The sequence below is a fragment of the Salinivibrio proteolyticus genome, from assembly GCF_027286365.1.
GTDB lineage: Bacteria > Pseudomonadota > Gammaproteobacteria > Enterobacterales > Vibrionaceae > Salinivibrio > Salinivibrio proteolyticus.
The window spans coordinates 1,471,567-1,485,869 of sequence record NZ_CP114584.1 but is presented as its reverse complement, the minus strand read 5'-3'; the positions used below and the strand labels follow the sequence as shown (position 1 = coordinate 1,485,869).

Genomic DNA, 14,303 nt, shown 5'->3' with positions numbered 1-14,303 from the left:
ATGGCATTAATGCTCTACAGCACGGAAGGCTGTCACCTCTGTGAGCAAGCCTACGAACTCTATCAGTCGTTGGGGTGCCAGACACCCCTCGACACCCAAGATATCGCCTTCGATGACAATTTATTTGAGCGTTACGGTGTCACTATTCCTGTGATTGCTGTGCTGACGTCAGAAGGACAGGTGAGGTCAGAGCTTGGCTGGCCATTTGATTCAACACAATTACAGGCTTGGTTAATAGAACATGGCATTGATTAAAATTACCGGCGCACAGTTAGCGTACGGCGATAATCCTTTACTCGACCACACGGATTTTATTTTACAACCGGGCGAACGCGTATGTTTGGTGGGACGCAACGGTGCGGGAAAATCGACGTTGATGAAGGTGCTTGACGGTCAAGTTCAACTGGATGATGGCTCGATTCAACGCCAATCTGAATTAAAAGTCTCGCGTCTTGAGCAAGATCCGCCTCGCGACAGTGATGGTACTGTCTTCGATTATGTCGCCGAAGGGTTGGCCGAGGCGGGCGCGAAGCTCAAGGAATACCACCAGCTGATCGCGACGATCGAAACCGATCCTAGCGATCGCAACATTGCCGCGCTTGCACGTGTGCAAGAGGCTCTTGACCATGCAGACGCGTGGCGCTTCGACAATCAGATTATGGTAGTGCTAGGCGCATTAGGTTTAGACGGCAATACCGCGTTGAATGCGCTCTCGGGAGGTTGGCAACGTAAAGCCGCACTAGCGAGAGCATTAGTCTGCGAGCCCGATGTACTGCTGCTTGATGAGCCAACAAACCACCTTGATGTATCAACCATCCTGTGGCTTGAACAGTTCTTAAAAGACTTTAAAGGCGCCATTGTCTTTATATCTCACGACCGTTCTTTCATTCGAGCCATGGCAACGCGTATCTTAGATCTCGATCGCGGCAAGCTGTCCTCTTGGCCCGGTGACTACGACAAGTATCTTGAAGGCAAAGAGGAAGCCCTGCGCGTTGAAGCGGAGCAAAATGCCGAGTTTGATAAAAAACTGGCGCAAGAAGAAGCGTGGATTCGACAAGGCATCAAAGCGCGAAGAACGCGTAACGAAGGGCGAGTGCGTGCGCTGAAAGCACTACGACAAGAGCGAGCTAACCGGATTGAGTTACAGGGTAACGCAAATCTCCAGCTCGATGATGCTTCTCGCTCCGGTAAGATTGTTTTTGAGGCTGAAAACATCAGTTTCACCTATCAAGAACAACCCTTAATTAAACCGTTTAGCTTTACAGTGATGCGTGGCGATCGCATTGCGTTGATTGGTCCCAATGGGTGCGGAAAAAGTACGCTATTAAAGCTCATGCTTCAGCAACTCGAGCCTGACACTGGCCATTTGCACGTCGGCACCAAGTTAGATGTCGCCTATTTTGACCAATACCGAGAAAAGCTCGACCCGGAAAAAACCGTTATCGACAATCTGGCGGGTGGGAAAACCGAAGTCGACGTTGGCGGACGTAAACGCCATGTGATGGGCTATTTACAAGACTTCTTATTCCACCCTCGACGTGCTCAAACACCGGTCAAAGCGCTATCGGGCGGTGAAAAGAACCGGCTATTGCTGGCGAAACTCTTTTTAAAGCCAGCTAACTTATTGGTTCTCGATGAGCCAACCAATGACCTTGATATTGAAACCTTGGAGCTACTCGAAGACTTACTGTCGCAATTCCAAGGAACGCTGTTGCTCGTTAGCCATGACCGTCACTTTGTTGATAATACCGTGACGCATAGCTGGATTTTCGAAGGCGATGGAACCATCAATAAGTTTGTAGGCGGCTACCATGATGCACAACAGCAGCGTGAGCAATTTTTGCAAGCGGTCACACCGTCAAAGTCCGATCCCAAGCGTGTAAAAGACACCCAAGATACGGAACAAAAGACGGCAAAACCTAAAGGTAAGCCTCGTAAGTTATCTTATAAATTGCAACGAGAGCTTGAGGCCTTGCCAGCACTGCTTGAAGCGCTAGAAGCCGAAATCGACAGCCTACAAACAGAAATGAATGATCCTGAATTTTTCTCTAAAAGTCAGGAGGTTACTCAGCCAAAGCTCACAAGACTCTCGGAAGCCGAGCAAGAATTGGAGCAAGCCTTTGAACGGTGGGAAGAATTAGAGGCCATGCAGCAAGATACATAGTGACGTTGTCACTAATAGGCTTGGGCACGACTCACAATTTCATTGTCATTGGTACGATATGTCTTGATTAAAAAATAATCATGATCGAAGCTGTAGAGGATGCTTCATAAAAACGTCACGGACAGAAGCATCCTTGCGACAGCAAGTAGCACTGAATAAGATGGAATAAAGAGGGCGACTCTATGAAAAGACAGAAGCGAGATCGTTTGGAACGTGCACAGTCAAAAGGCTTCCAAGCAGGTATCAACGGTCGATCGTCTGATATATGTCCTTACCAACAAACGGATGCAAGGAGCCACTGGCTTGGTGGCTGGCGTGAAGGCAGAAGTAGTAAATCTGAAATGATGAAGTGATCATTTATTGCCGTGTTTTTGGCCTTATCGTTCGGGTAAGGCCTTTTTCTTGGTCATTTAATGCACTATAACTTTCAGTGTAATGCAAGATTAGAACATACCTAACGAGTTCCCAATAAGCTAAATCACTAAGTTCAATTCACAAGTCTATTTAAGCGAGTCGGGGATAATAAAAAGCCGGCGTAGATGCCGGCTTGGAGAAGTGTAGAGATACAGTATTAGCTAGAATGCTGATGTATCTTGGAACAAACCTACTTTCAGGTCTTTGGCGACATAGATTTCTTTGCCATCGACAAGCACGCGCCCGTCAGCAACACCCATCACCAACTTGCGGTTAATCACTCGCTTCATGTGAATTTCGTAGCGTACTTGCTTGGCAGTAGGAAGTACTTGGCCGGTAAATTTGACTTCACCCACACCAAGCGCACGTCCTTTACCTTCGCCACCAACCCAGCCAAGGAAGAATCCCACAAGCTGCCACATTGCATCAAGACCTAAACAACCCGGCATCACAGGATCCCCCGGGAAGTGGCAGTCGAAGAACCAAAGGTCAGGATTAATATCGAGCTCGGCGATGATGACCCCTTTGTCGAAATCCCCACCTTGTTCGGTGATTTCAGCGATGCGATCCATCATGAGCATGTTAGGCGCGGGGAGTTGCGGTCTGCCAGGGCCAAATAGTTCACCCTGGCTAGAGGCGAGAAGGTCTTCACGATTATAGGAATTTTGGCGTTTCATTATATCTAAACTGCTCCTTATTCAATTGCGAGCAGATTAGCGTACACGTGTACGCCAAACAACTCGGATCAGTACTGGCCCAACCAGTTTTTTAATCGGCTAAACAAAGTGTTGCAGGTTTGTTTTTCACCATTATGAAAGTGATCGATCCTGTCAGAAATTTTGCCAAGTAATGTTTCTCCTTCGTCTCCTGAGAATGGGAGCCCAGTCACGATAGGAAGCGCTTGTTCGACATCATCAACCGCCCAAATATGAAATTGACCGGCTTTTATCGCATCCACGACATCTTGGCGTAGGCAGAGCGATGACAGATTTGTTTTCGGTAATACAATGCCTTGCTGACCAGTTAAGCCACGATGCGCGCAAACTTGATAGTAACCTTCAATTTTTTCATTGATCCCTCCTACGGCTTGCACTCGTCCAAACTGGTCGACAGCGCCCGTAATCGCAATCGCTTGATTGATAGGTTGCAAGGAAAGCGCGCTAACAAAAGCACACAGCTCTGCCAAGGAAGCGCTGTCACCATCGACCTCACAATAAGATTGCTCAAACACAATGGACGCTGAGTAGGGCAATGGTTCATCAAGATTAAGCGCAGCACTAACAAAGGCCTGCATAATCATCATGCCTTTGGCATGAATATTACCCGCGAGTTCCGCTTTGCGTTCCACATCAGCAATGTCGCCGTCGCCAGAGTGTACGACACATGAAATACGTGCCGGTTCACCATAGCTCATGGGATGGCCTGGGACTTCAATGACAGTGAGACCGTTGATTTGGCCAATATGTTCACCGCGAGTATCAATAAATACTTGGCCTTTATGGATATCTTCAATGGCTCGTTCAGGTAAGTAGGCGGCACGTTGATAGCGCTCTGCTAATGCCTTAGCAATCGCGTCCCCGTCCAATTGGTTTTCAGCATGCATAAGTGCTTCGCCAAGCAGCTGCTGATACCACACTGGGCACAAAGGCATACGGTGCTGGGCTTCGCTCTCTCGCGCCCCTGCTTGCATCAGTTGGACAATGGCAGTGTCAGTGATGGTTTTATCTGTCAACTGATTTGCAATGCCTTTTAGCCAAGCAAGATAGGCTTCAATATTGTTCTCATTGACTTCAATGTCTTGCTCGTACTCCGCGAATGCGGCGATACCATCGTACAAGTCAGGTTCATGAGTCTCAAAATCTGCTAACCATTGTCGATCGCCCACCAGTATCACTCGGACGCTGAGCGTCTCATCAGGCAATGCGGTCAGTTGATCGGCACGTGCTGTTTGCCAGGGTAAGCGACCCGTGGCGAGTAGTTGACGCAAACGAAGCCAAACACGCGGTTGTTGAAGCACATCTGCGATTTTGAGAATGATGGCGCCTTGATGAGCTTGATGAATTAAGCCAAATTGCTTTTGTGACGCTGTAACGTTTTTATTTTCATCATAAGCAAAGCCGAATAGTGATGTCTCAGTGATGTTTTCACCCACAATCACAGGGGTACGTGCATCAATTTGGGTTAACGCATCTTGGTACGCATTAAGATAGCCCGGCAAATCAGAGGACATGACGACTAAGCACTGTGTTGGACAGTCTGGTGTCATTAGCCACCGGAACGCGCGACCAAGTCGAGATTGGAGTGAGAATAGCTCAGCCGCTTCCAATGTCTCAAATTGAGCAATTGCTGGGGTAAACTGAGAATAATGTGGTTTGGCATCACGCCAATCAACTTCATGCATGTCTATGATTACTGACTAGGATTAGAATGGAACGAGTATAAAGGATAACACACTGGTCGAATAGGCATACTCGCTATGGGCACACCGGTAAACGACGGGCAGGGGATCAATACGCCGCTTTTACTATGTGTGATAATTGAACAGATTGACAGTTGGTGTTACGCTGTCACCAATCGGCGTGATCAAAGCTTGGGCATATGAAATATCAACAACTCGAAAACCTCGAAGCGGGCTGGAAATGGACCTATCTAGTCAAAAAATGGAAAGATGGTGACACCGTCACAAAATACATTGATAGTTCCGAAATACAAACGGCTATCGATGCGTTAATGGCGATTGAGCATGAGCCAACGCGCGTCAATCAATGGATTGAAAAGCACATGTCGCCAGCGCTCGATAACAAGCTCAAACAAGCAATTCGTGCCAAGCGAAAGCGTCACTTCAATGCCGAGCAAGAACACACCCGCAAAAAATCAATTGATTTGGATTATCGGGTTTGGGAACGGCTATCACAAAAAGCGCATGAGCTAGACGCGACCTTATCCGATACCATCGAGTATTTGTTGTCCGAGGCAAACCGTACAGAGAGCGCAAGCAAGCAAGTTGATGCATTGAAAAAAGATTTGAGCAACTTACTCGATATTTAGCCGTTGGACAGATTGCATTCACAGCAAGAGTCTGACTCTGGAGCAGTTAGAGCAGTATTATGGGTTATTTTTTACTTATATCGTTCGCGATTTTTCTCGCGTTTATGTTGATTGATAGACCTTTGATTGTCATCGCATTTAAAGATGGACAGCTTGTTCGTCACAAAGGCAAAGTGCCAAAAGGTTTCTTGCATGATTGCCAAGAAATTGCCAAACGAAATCCGTTTACCGGAACCGTTAAAGTGTATAGCAACCGTTTTAAGCCGGCGAAATTGGTCATGTCACGCAGCATCGATAGTCGCACACAGCAGCGCATCAAAAACGTTTTTCCACATCAATCATTCAAATAGTGCTAGTTTTCGCTCAAATAACATGACTGTTGGAGGCGATAATCAACACGTCGCCTCTGTGTTAACCATTAAAGCCAAGTGCGCATTATATAGATTATGTTAAATGAGGTGTGCAATTGATTGTAATGTCTGCCGATTAACCATACGCTTCTCTACTTCATCCGTGCCATTAAACGTAATTAGCTATTTACCATAAAATAGCTAATTACTACTTCTTTTAATCTGATTATCCCAACTTGGTATAAACCGATTCAACTCATTGTAATTAGACCTCGCAATGGCTAGCGCGAGTTACTCGGTATGTAATCCGGGCTGGTAGTCACTGAGCACCGCATGGAGGCTTTCAGCTCTGACCGGTTTGGTGACGAAGTCGTTCATGCCCGCTTGAATGCAGCGACGGCGGTCTTCGTCCATCGCGTTAGCCGTTAGCGCGATAATTGGTTTGTCAAAGCCTGCCATCCGTAATGCCTTGGTCGCGGCAATGCCGTCCATCACTGGCATCGACATATCCATGAGCACTAAATCAAAATCATCGAGGTGTTGCTGAATATGGTGAATGGCTTCTTCACCGTTGGATGCCAAAATGACTCGATGGCCTTGCTTTTCCAGCATGAGTCTCACCACCATTTGGTTGGCGCGACTGTCTTCGGCCACTAAAATCGTCATCGGAGGCACTACATCATCATGATTTTCATCTGTTTTTGGTCGTTCCGGCGGTAATGCGCCATCGGGAGGCGCAATGATGGGCAAACGAACACAGAAATCTGTTCCTTGGTTTGGCTCGCTTTGCACGCTGATGGTCCCACCCATCATTTCAACCAGCTTTTTACAGATAGACAGTCCTAACCCTGTTCCGCCGAAACGGCGCGTGATACTGCCATCTGCTTGAGTAAAGGGATCGAATATCCGCGCGAGTTGATTTTCTTCGATACCGATGCCGGTATCTTTCACCCATAACACCAACGTGTGCTGCTCGGCATCAAGAGATACGGTGACACCACCACGATCAGTAAATTTGAGTGCGTTACCGATAAGGTTCAGTAAGATCTGCGTAAAGCGATTTTCATCCATAAAAATCGTCTCTGGAACCACAGATGAAACCGACATGGATAAGTAGATATGTTTTTTATCGGCACGATCGACCAATTGCTGATAGACATTTGTGACACTGTCACTAGGGCGCATGACGGAGGGAGACAGAGAAAAGCGATTGGATTCAATTTTTGATAAATCAAGCACGTCACTAATAAGCGTTAAGAGCAACTGAGCCGATTTATCCATCTGCCCTACCCATGCCATTTGATCAGCGTTAAGCGAAGAATTTTGCAGTGCGTCAATCAGCCCCAGCACCGCGTTTAACGGAGTTCGTATTTCATGACTCATCACCGCCAAAAATTGAGACTTCGCATTATTGGCTAGCTCTGCTTGTTTGCGTGCTTGTTGTAGCTCTTCGACACGACGCTTGGTGATAGTAATATCCTTGGCCGTGCCACGATACCCCACTAATTCTCCCCGTTTATTATAAAAGGGGCGGCCCGACAAACTTACCCAGTAATCATTTGTACCGGCGCGCATATGCCATTCAATATCACTGAACGCTTTCTCGTGGCGGATGAGTCGTTCTAAGCGTGCTTTCAGCGCCGTATCTGATTTAATTTTATTAAGTAGCGCTTCCGGATCGATATCCGCATCGGTTGACGGCGAAGAAAGGTAAGTAAGATGAAAGCTGTTGTCTAATTCCCAAAACCAATCACTGGCTGTTTGGGCAAAATCTTGAAAACGTTGACGACTTGCATTGAGCTCTTGGGTGCGGATCCCAACCAGCGTATGCAGGCGGTGACGATAATCGATATCCATAATCGTCCGTTGGATTAATGGACGAAATCTGTCTAACACTTGCTGGGCTTCGTCGTTGAATGAATCGCGTCGATGCGACAACAACACCAACATCACTTCACTGTCGTTAACAGTCAGTCCGCTGATCAGTGCTGTTCCATTGATATATCCAGCATACTGGTGCGTCAAACAGTGCAGTTCTTTGACCAATCCTGGCTTATAAATCGCGACTGTCTCACCGCGGACACAACGACGAAACACCTCCCCCGTTTGCCAAGTCACGGTTTCCAAAGAACTGTCTGTTGCTACGAGGCAGCGGAACGCGTCTTCAGTTTCTCGGTTTCGGCTCAAGGCTAAGGCGCTATCAAAGCTGACATAGCGACGGATCACACCTAATAGCGAGGCAAAGATATCCGTTTTAGTCGTCGCTTCTGTCATTGCTGAAATCGCAGATAAGATGGCATCGTTTTCTTCACGCAGACGCTTTTCTCTCGCCTCGACGCGACTGAGTTCGAACAATGTTTCTTGGAGCGATTCTGAGTCTGAGCGAGCAGACGCAGTGAGTCGTTGCGACGCCATGATTAATCCTTGTGAAATAGCACAGCTGAGATCATTAAATTACCGTGAGACAACTCGCCACCTTTGAACAAACCCTGCTCGCCAAAGGTAAACGGACAAACGAAAGGCGCATCGTATAACGCAATATTGATATTGTGAGCGACTTGCTCTAGCTTGTCTTTGACATGCAGCATGCATCCTGCACAGTAAATCGCTAATCCACCTAAGGGTTCAGGCTGTCGCAACGCATGATCATTGGCTGATTCCACTACTCGGCTAGCGCGCGCGACTAATCCTTCGCTGGTCCCAGACATCAAATACACCGATTGACCGACCTCGAGCTGAGAGAATAGCTCTAAATGGCCTTGCTCATTAAATGCCATTGGATGGGCCAATGTGTAATAAGGTAGACCATGAATGGTGCCAGTTTGGGTACCCAACGGATACAATGTGGATTGCGTAAACACTGGTTGTTGTGTATCGAAGGCAATACCGGTTTCCGCCTCGTACCATGCTTTGTAGACCTCTGCCGCGGGCTGGTGATCAAGACTAACCAATTGGCGCCCTCTTACATCCGTCACTGTTGCACTGCGCTGAGTAGCTGCGTAGCCGGAATGAAACGAGTAGCTGACTCTTGCAGACGGATAAAACACACTAATCGCAACCCCTGTATTTGCGGTGCGTTGGCTATCGAAGACACGCCATTGCCCTTGCACACTATCCGCGGCAGCTGAGCCACCGATCACCGGCACTGCAACCCCCAGTTCTTCTCGAATCGCGGCCAATGTATGTTCTTCTTCACCAGGGGTGCTATGAAGTGCAATGAGTTTTGGTAACTCACCACATCGGCCACTGTTTTCGATCGCTTGGTTCAAGGCAATACGCGCAGAGTCAGCGACTTGACGATGGGGTTCGTGCGGCACCAAAGCGGAACCATAGCACCCTTTCTCATCATTGCACGCCCAGACAGCAATGGACGGCCCTTCTATATAGCCACTTTGTGTCATCACACCACAACAGGTTGAGCAGCCGACCATTTGGGCTTCTGGAAACAGTTCAGATAATGTCTCTCTAAGCTGATCGGCATCATATTGCTCTGTAAAATACACCATTAAGAGCTGTGGTGTGGTTAATCGTGCTTTTAGCGAACGAGCAAGGGCGTGTGCCGCTTGGCTCGCATCGCTCAGTCGCGTATGTGCTGTCGCTATTTTCATACAACCCGTATGTTTTAATGACACATTAATGAGTAAGAATAGTCATGATACGCACATTAGGCGTCGAATTCATCGCTTTAGGTGGCTGAAATTGCACCTAATCTCGCGTATCCTTAGTGCAACCTTGTTACGGATAGACAAAAAAACATGGACTGTCGACCTATCGCGCTGCTGGGTGGAGCCTGCAAACTCGGTGCCGTTTTGTCTCATCAACTCGCCGGCAAAGGCTTCATTCCCATCTTGATCGATCACCGAATAACCAACGGCTTGGACATCGTCGCAGACGAGCCTCGTGCTCGCTTTCGTGAAGCGCAACCTTCGGCGAGTGAAACCCTTAGAGTATTGGAAGAATGCTGTCGGCAAATGGGACCTCTTCATGGCGCTGTCGTGCTCCTTGAGCAAGGTCAGACATATTTATCTGCCGTGGGTTGGCATGATTTGATGGCGGCCTGTATTCACGAGCCCGCCTTTGTCATGCTCCAATCACTTAATCCAAATGGCCCCGCACACAAACCCGATACAGAATGTGTGAAACGCTTTAACAGAGTCATTTTCAAGTCGGATCACACAATTAACACGAATGACGAGTCGTTACTAGAAGGTAAAAAGTGCGAAGTTTTGTCATCTCTGACCGGATTCCTAATAAGCGAAGATTCAAAATTCATTGATAATCAGTCATTTGAAATATCACTGTAAAAAAGGATTAGAGAAGTCTTTAGATAAATACCACTCTAGTAAATATACGACACCTATCCCTTAAAAAGTGAATTTACACGCATATCAATTGGGCTTTTTTAGGTAATTAAAGTTGAATTGATACTGATCAATGACAACCACAAACGTGTCTTGACCCTCGGGCCGAGTCTCTGATGTCCACTGCCAAACTCGTTGCACGCCTTCTGGGGTTTCTTCTGACGATGCTGCGACTTTCGGCGCCTGTGCGCCATCTTCCAACCAGTAGGCAGCATGTGGCTTTGTCTTTGATATTAAAGAGAATTTTAAATTACCCCCTTCTTCTCGCCATTGATAATTAAGCAATTTCGGGGAATGTGATGTGCCACAAACTCCTTGGCGACCATCGCAGTCTATACTCGAAAGTCCCGGCGTATAGATAAGGGTGCGCCAAATGAACGCGGAGATTAAAAGTGTAAGCATCACCAATATTTGCGTGAGTCGGCCTTTGGTAAGTTTTTCTGCTGCCATAGTTAGGTTTTTCCGTGTTACAGAGGTCAAAGTTTTATAAGAAAGAGGGGTAAGCCGTACTGAGTGTGTGGGTTAGCCCCTGTTTTTCACCCATTATCTACAGTATGATTCTGGCCGAAAATGCCATTTTTACAAAGAAATAGCAACGGAGCGAGCAAAGCGGTTAAAAACCGTACGCGACGGATGATGTGCTTTGGGATGGTATGTAACAAGACGAAGCGGAGGCTTCGTCCGTATCAAACGTGAGTGTAGTTAACCAAAAAGTGGAAGCATGCAATATGAGCCAAGTTAAGCAGCTTGAACAAGACTACAACTACCGCGTTGTCCGCTTATTTACCCTAACAACTATTTTGTGGGGTATTGTGGGCATGGCAGTAGGTGTACTTATTGCCGCTCAGTTGGTGTGGCCTGCGCTGAACTTTGATATTCCGTATTTGACCTACAGCCGTTTGCGCCCACTGCATACTAACGCAGTGATCTTCGCATTCGGTACCAGTGCGCTGTTTGCAACGTCTTACTACGTTGCGCAACGTACGTGTCAAACACGGTTATTCGGAGGGAAGTTAGCAGAGTTTACCTTCTGGGGCTGGCAAGCCATTATTATCGCCGCAGCAATCTCGCTGCCTATGGGATATACCACCTCGAAAGAGTACGCAGAGCTAGAGTGGCCAATTGACCTCGCTATTGCTGTTGTATGGGTGGCATACGCGATTGTGTTCTTTGGAACACTGATTAAGCGTAAGACCTCTCATATCTATGTTGCGAACTGGTTCTTCGGTGCCTTTATCCTGACCATTGCTGTACTGCATATTGTTAACAGCATGGCGATCCCCGTTTCACCGATGAAGTCCTACTCTATCTACGCCGGCGCCGTCGACGCCATGGTGCAGTGGTGGTATGGACACAACGCGGTAGGTTTCCTACTGACGGCTGGCTTCCTAGGTATGATGTACTACTTTGTGCCTAAGCAAGCAGGTCGTCCAGTGTACTCATATCGCCTGTCTATTGTTCACTTCTGGGCACTTATCTCACTGTATATCTGGGCGGGGCCTCACCACCTCCACTATACAGCACTGCCTGACTGGACCCAGTCGTTGGGTATGGTGATGTCGCTGATCCTGTTTGCTCCATCTTGGGGGGGTATGATCAACGGTATTATGACTCTGTCTGGTGCATGGCATAAACTGCGTTATGACCCAATCTTGCGCTTCTTGATCGTTTCTTTGTCGTTCTACGGCATGTCCACGTTCGAAGGCCCAATGATGTCAATTAAAACGGTCAACGCATTGTCGCACTACACCGATTGGACCATTGGACACGTGCATTCTGGTGCTTTGGGTTGGGTTGCGATGGTATCGATCGGTTCCATTTACCACCTTATTCCAAAACTGTTTGGCCAAGAACGTATGTACTCCGTATCACTGGTTAACGTCCATTTCTGGCTCGCTACCATTGGTACTGTGCTGTATATCGTGGCAATGTGGATTTCTGGTGTGATGCAAGGTCTGATGTGGCGTGCAGTGAACACTGACGGCACCCTCACCTACAGTTTTGTGGAATCACTAGAGGCCTCATATCCGTTCTATTTCGTCCGCTTTATCGGCGGTGCAATCTTCCTCTCAGGGATGTTCCTGATGGCTTATAACGCGTACAAAACGATTCGTGCGCCAGAAGCTAGCTTGAAGTCGCTTGAGCCTGCGGTATAAGGAGAACGAATAAATGAGTGCCAATCGCCACGAAATCGTTGAAAAAAATACCGGTCTGCTTGCGATTTTAATTATCGTTGCAATCAGTTTTGGTGCGCTGGTCGAGATCACTCCGCTGATCTATCAAAAGCAAACCACTGAACCGGTAGATAACCTTCGTCCGTACACAGCATTAGAGATGGAAGGACGCGACATTTATGTGCGCGAAGGCTGTACTGTTTGTCATAGCCAAATGGTGCGCCCTTTCCGCGCAGAAACAGAGCGTTACGGCCATTATGCAGTGGCTGGTGAAAGTGTTTGGGAACACCCGTTCTTATGGGGTTCGAAGCGTACAGGTCCTGACCTTGCACGTGTGGGTGGCCGCTATTCTGATGAATGGCATCGTGTTCACCTGATTAACCCGCGTGACGTGGTGCCTGAATCAAACATGCCAGGTTTCCCTTGGCTTGCTGAAAATAAGCTAGATGGGAAAACCACTGCTGCTAAGTTGAAGCTGTTCCGTGACCAATTCGGTGTGCCGTATACCGATGAGGACATCGCGAATGCGAAGGCATCAGTTGAAGGTAAAACAGAGATCGAAGCACTGATTGCATATCTTCAGTCACTCGGTCATGCAATGAAGTAAAAAAGGAGGGCCTATGGATATCGGCACCTTTCATAGTATTTGGACAGTAGTCCTATTTGTTAGCTTCATTGGGATCGTTATTTGGGCTTACAGCAAAGGTCGCAAAAAGCACTTTGATGATGCGGCCAATCTGGTGTTCGCCGATGAGGACCAGGATAAGTCCAAAGACAAGACAGGAGATAATCGCGAATGAGTACGTTTTGGAGTCTCTTTGTAACAATCATCGTACTCGGCACCATTGCAGGGTGTGCAGCCCTTATCATTTGGACGACCAAAGATAAGATGGGTGTTGCCGAAGGGGATGATATGGGTCACGACTACGACGGTATTCGTGAGCTGAATAACCCACTTCCCAAGTGGTGGTCTTACATGTTTTGGGCCACGTTAGTGTTTGGGATTGGGTATCTAATCTTGTATCCAGGTTTAGGTAACTTTGCCGGCGTTCTAGGTTGGAAAAGTTCTTATCAGGATATAAGAAGTGTCGAGGAGTCGCGTGAATTGATGGCGAAAGCGCAAGAAGCGCAGCACATCAACCAGTACGCGATGGAACTAGAAGCCGCAGACAAAGTGTTCGGTGAAGCCTTCCGTAAGCTTGCTTACCAAGAAGACGGGAAAACGCTTCGCCCTATTACGCAAATTGCGGATAACGAAGAAGCCTTAAAGGTTGGTCAACGTTTGTTTATTCAAAACTGTGCACAATGCCACGGTTCTGATGCGCGTGGCCAAGCGGGCTTCCCTAACCTGACCGACGACGCTTGGTTATACGGCGGTGAGCCTCAAACCATCAAGGCAACCTTGATGCACGGCCGCCAAGGTAATATGCCAGCGTGGTTAGACACCATGGGTGAAGACGGCGTAAAAGAAGTCGCTGCCTATACCTTGAGTCTTTCTGGTCGTAAGGTTGACGCGCAAATGGCCGCAAAAGGTAAGACGCGCTTTGTTGTCTGTGCTGCATGTCATGGTACAGATGGTAAAGGTAACCCTGCCTTCGGCGCACCAGACCTCACCGATAACGTCTGGCTATACGGTGGCTCTCGCCGTGCAGTTGAAGACACTATCCGCTACGGTCGCCAAGGTGTGATGCCTGCGTGGAAAGATATCCTCGGTGAAGAAAAAATTCAGTTGCTCTCTGCTTATGTATGGCGTTTGAGTAACCCTGAAGTAAAATAAGCACTTACGTGTGAA

At 47.7% G+C, this 14,303-nt stretch carries 15 protein-coding genes; 10 read left to right on the top strand and 5 right to left on the bottom strand.

Going from position 1 to position 14,303, the window contains the following annotated elements; genetic code table 11:
- The 3 genes from N7E60_RS07155 to rmf all read left to right on the top strand — a co-directional run bounded on the left by N7E60_RS07155 (position 1) and on the right by rmf (position 2,517).
- Complete coding sequence (locus tag N7E60_RS07155) at positions 1-255, top strand: glutaredoxin family protein (RefSeq protein WP_269598519.1); 255 nt, start codon at positions 1-3, stop codon at positions 253-255.
- On the top strand, positions 242-2,164 hold the full coding sequence (gene uup, locus N7E60_RS07150) for an ATP-binding cassette ATPase Uup (RefSeq protein ID WP_269598518.1): 1,923 nt from the start codon (positions 242-244) through the stop codon (positions 2,162-2,164). Before N7E60_RS07155 ends, uup begins: the two co-directional genes overlap by 14 nt.
- A 182-nt stretch (positions 2,165-2,346) precedes the next feature.
- Entirely contained in the window at positions 2,347-2,517 is a 171-nt protein-coding gene (gene rmf, locus N7E60_RS07145; RefSeq protein ID WP_269598517.1) for a ribosome modulation factor, read from the top strand.
- 222 nt (positions 2,518-2,739) lie between these two features.
- On the opposite strand, the gene fabA is transcribed toward rmf, so the two are convergent.
- Positions 2,740-3,255: a bifunctional 3-hydroxydecanoyl-ACP dehydratase/trans-2-decenoyl-ACP isomerase gene (gene fabA / locus N7E60_RS07140; protein ID WP_069587720.1), complete on the bottom strand. Its 516-nt coding sequence runs from the start codon at positions 3,253-3,255 to the stop codon at positions 2,740-2,742.
- Positions 3,256-3,323: 68 nt separating this feature from the next.
- Positions 3,324-4,979 (bottom strand): Lon protease family protein, encoded by a 1,656-nt coding sequence (locus N7E60_RS07135; RefSeq protein ID WP_269598516.1) that lies wholly within the window; start codon positions 4,977-4,979, stop codon positions 3,324-3,326.
- Positions 4,980-5,176: 197 nt separating this feature from the next.
- On the opposite strand from N7E60_RS07135, the gene matP reads away from it, so the two are divergent.
- Both matP and N7E60_RS07125 read left to right on the top strand, forming a co-directional pair.
- Positions 5,177-5,626 carry a macrodomain Ter protein MatP gene (matP, locus tag N7E60_RS07130; RefSeq protein WP_269598515.1) on the top strand — a complete coding sequence of 150 codons (450 nt, stop codon included), beginning with the start codon at positions 5,177-5,179 and terminating at the stop codon, positions 5,624-5,626.
- A gap of 59 nt (positions 5,627-5,685) precedes the next feature.
- Positions 5,686-5,976 (top strand): DUF3634 family protein, encoded by a 291-nt coding sequence (locus N7E60_RS07125; protein ID WP_269598514.1) that lies wholly within the window; start codon positions 5,686-5,688, stop codon positions 5,974-5,976.
- Between the two features lie 291 nt (positions 5,977-6,267).
- Here N7E60_RS07125 and N7E60_RS07120 read toward each other — a convergent pair whose 3' ends face one another.
- On the bottom strand, positions 6,268-8,391 hold the full coding sequence (locus tag N7E60_RS07120; protein ID WP_269598513.1) for an ATP-binding protein: 2,124 nt from the start codon (positions 8,389-8,391) through the stop codon (positions 6,268-6,270).
- A gap of 2 nt (positions 8,392-8,393) precedes the next feature.
- Positions 8,394-9,584 carry an FIST signal transduction protein gene (locus tag N7E60_RS07115; RefSeq protein ID WP_269598512.1) on the bottom strand — a complete coding sequence of 397 codons (1,191 nt, stop codon included), beginning with the start codon at positions 9,582-9,584 and terminating at the stop codon, positions 8,394-8,396.
- Between the two features lie 147 nt (positions 9,585-9,731).
- Between N7E60_RS07115 and N7E60_RS07110 the strand changes: the two genes are divergently transcribed.
- A complete protein-coding gene (locus tag N7E60_RS07110) occupies positions 9,732-10,280 on the top strand; it encodes a hypothetical protein (RefSeq protein WP_269598511.1) in 549 nt (182 codons plus the stop codon).
- An 84-nt stretch (positions 10,281-10,364) separates the two neighbouring features.
- Here the strand turns inward: N7E60_RS07110 and N7E60_RS07105 are convergent, their stop codons facing one another.
- Complete coding sequence (locus N7E60_RS07105) at positions 10,365-10,787, bottom strand: hypothetical protein (protein WP_269598510.1); 423 nt, start codon at positions 10,785-10,787, stop codon at positions 10,365-10,367.
- Positions 10,788-11,065: 278 nt separating this feature from the next.
- Between N7E60_RS07105 and ccoN the strand changes: the two genes are divergently transcribed.
- Genes ccoN through ccoP form a run of 4 tightly spaced genes read left to right on the top strand, consistent with a single transcriptional unit; the run spans position 11,066 to position 14,288 of the window.
- On the top strand, positions 11,066-12,493 hold the full coding sequence (ccoN, locus tag N7E60_RS07100; protein WP_077456158.1) for a cytochrome-c oxidase, cbb3-type subunit I: 1,428 nt from the start codon (positions 11,066-11,068) through the stop codon (positions 12,491-12,493).
- 13 nt (positions 12,494-12,506) lie between these two features.
- Positions 12,507-13,118, top strand: a complete 612-nt coding sequence (gene ccoO, locus N7E60_RS07095) for a cytochrome-c oxidase, cbb3-type subunit II (RefSeq protein ID WP_069587701.1) — start codon at positions 12,507-12,509, stop codon at positions 13,116-13,118.
- Positions 13,119-13,131: 13 nt separating this feature from the next.
- A complete protein-coding gene (locus N7E60_RS07090; protein WP_077456156.1) occupies positions 13,132-13,311 on the top strand; it encodes a cbb3-type cytochrome oxidase subunit 3 in 180 nt (59 codons plus the stop codon).
- Entirely contained in the window at positions 13,308-14,288 is a 981-nt protein-coding gene (gene ccoP, locus N7E60_RS07085) for a cytochrome-c oxidase, cbb3-type subunit III (RefSeq protein ID WP_269598509.1), read from the top strand. Before N7E60_RS07090 ends, ccoP begins: the two co-directional genes overlap by 4 nt.
- The last annotated feature ends 15 nt before the right edge of the window (positions 14,289-14,303 follow it).

Excerpts from the sequence above, each read along its gene's own strand:
- N7E60_RS07155 (WP_269598519.1), top strand. The coding sequence starts at position 1 with ATGGCATTAATGCTCTACAGCACGGAAGGCTGTCACCTCTGTGAGCAA.
- uup (WP_269598518.1), top strand. The coding sequence starts at position 242 with ATGGCATTGATTAAAATTACCGGCGCACAGTTAGCGTACGGCGATAAT.
- rmf (WP_269598517.1), top strand. The coding sequence starts at position 2,347 with ATGAAAAGACAGAAGCGAGATCGTTTGGAACGTGCACAGTCAAAAGGC.
- fabA (WP_069587720.1), bottom strand. The coding sequence starts at position 3,255 with ATGAAACGCCAAAATTCCTATAATCGTGAAGACCTTCTCGCCTCTAGC.
- N7E60_RS07135 (WP_269598516.1), bottom strand. The coding sequence starts at position 4,979 with ATGCATGAAGTTGATTGGCGTGATGCCAAACCACATTATTCTCAGTTT.
- matP (WP_269598515.1), top strand. The coding sequence starts at position 5,177 with ATGAAATATCAACAACTCGAAAACCTCGAAGCGGGCTGGAAATGGACC.
- N7E60_RS07125 (WP_269598514.1), top strand. The coding sequence starts at position 5,686 with ATGGGTTATTTTTTACTTATATCGTTCGCGATTTTTCTCGCGTTTATG.
- N7E60_RS07120 (WP_269598513.1), bottom strand. The coding sequence starts at position 8,391 with ATGGCGTCGCAACGACTCACTGCGTCTGCTCGCTCAGACTCAGAATCG.
- N7E60_RS07115 (WP_269598512.1), bottom strand. The coding sequence starts at position 9,584 with ATGAAAATAGCGACAGCACATACGCGACTGAGCGATGCGAGCCAAGCG.
- N7E60_RS07110 (WP_269598511.1), top strand. The coding sequence starts at position 9,732 with ATGGACTGTCGACCTATCGCGCTGCTGGGTGGAGCCTGCAAACTCGGT.
- N7E60_RS07105 (WP_269598510.1), bottom strand. The coding sequence starts at position 10,787 with ATGGCAGCAGAAAAACTTACCAAAGGCCGACTCACGCAAATATTGGTG.
- ccoN (WP_077456158.1), top strand. The coding sequence starts at position 11,066 with ATGAGCCAAGTTAAGCAGCTTGAACAAGACTACAACTACCGCGTTGTC.
- ccoO (WP_069587701.1), top strand. The coding sequence starts at position 12,507 with ATGAGTGCCAATCGCCACGAAATCGTTGAAAAAAATACCGGTCTGCTT.
- N7E60_RS07090 (WP_077456156.1), top strand. The coding sequence starts at position 13,132 with ATGGATATCGGCACCTTTCATAGTATTTGGACAGTAGTCCTATTTGTT.
- ccoP (WP_269598509.1), top strand. The coding sequence starts at position 13,308 with ATGAGTACGTTTTGGAGTCTCTTTGTAACAATCATCGTACTCGGCACC.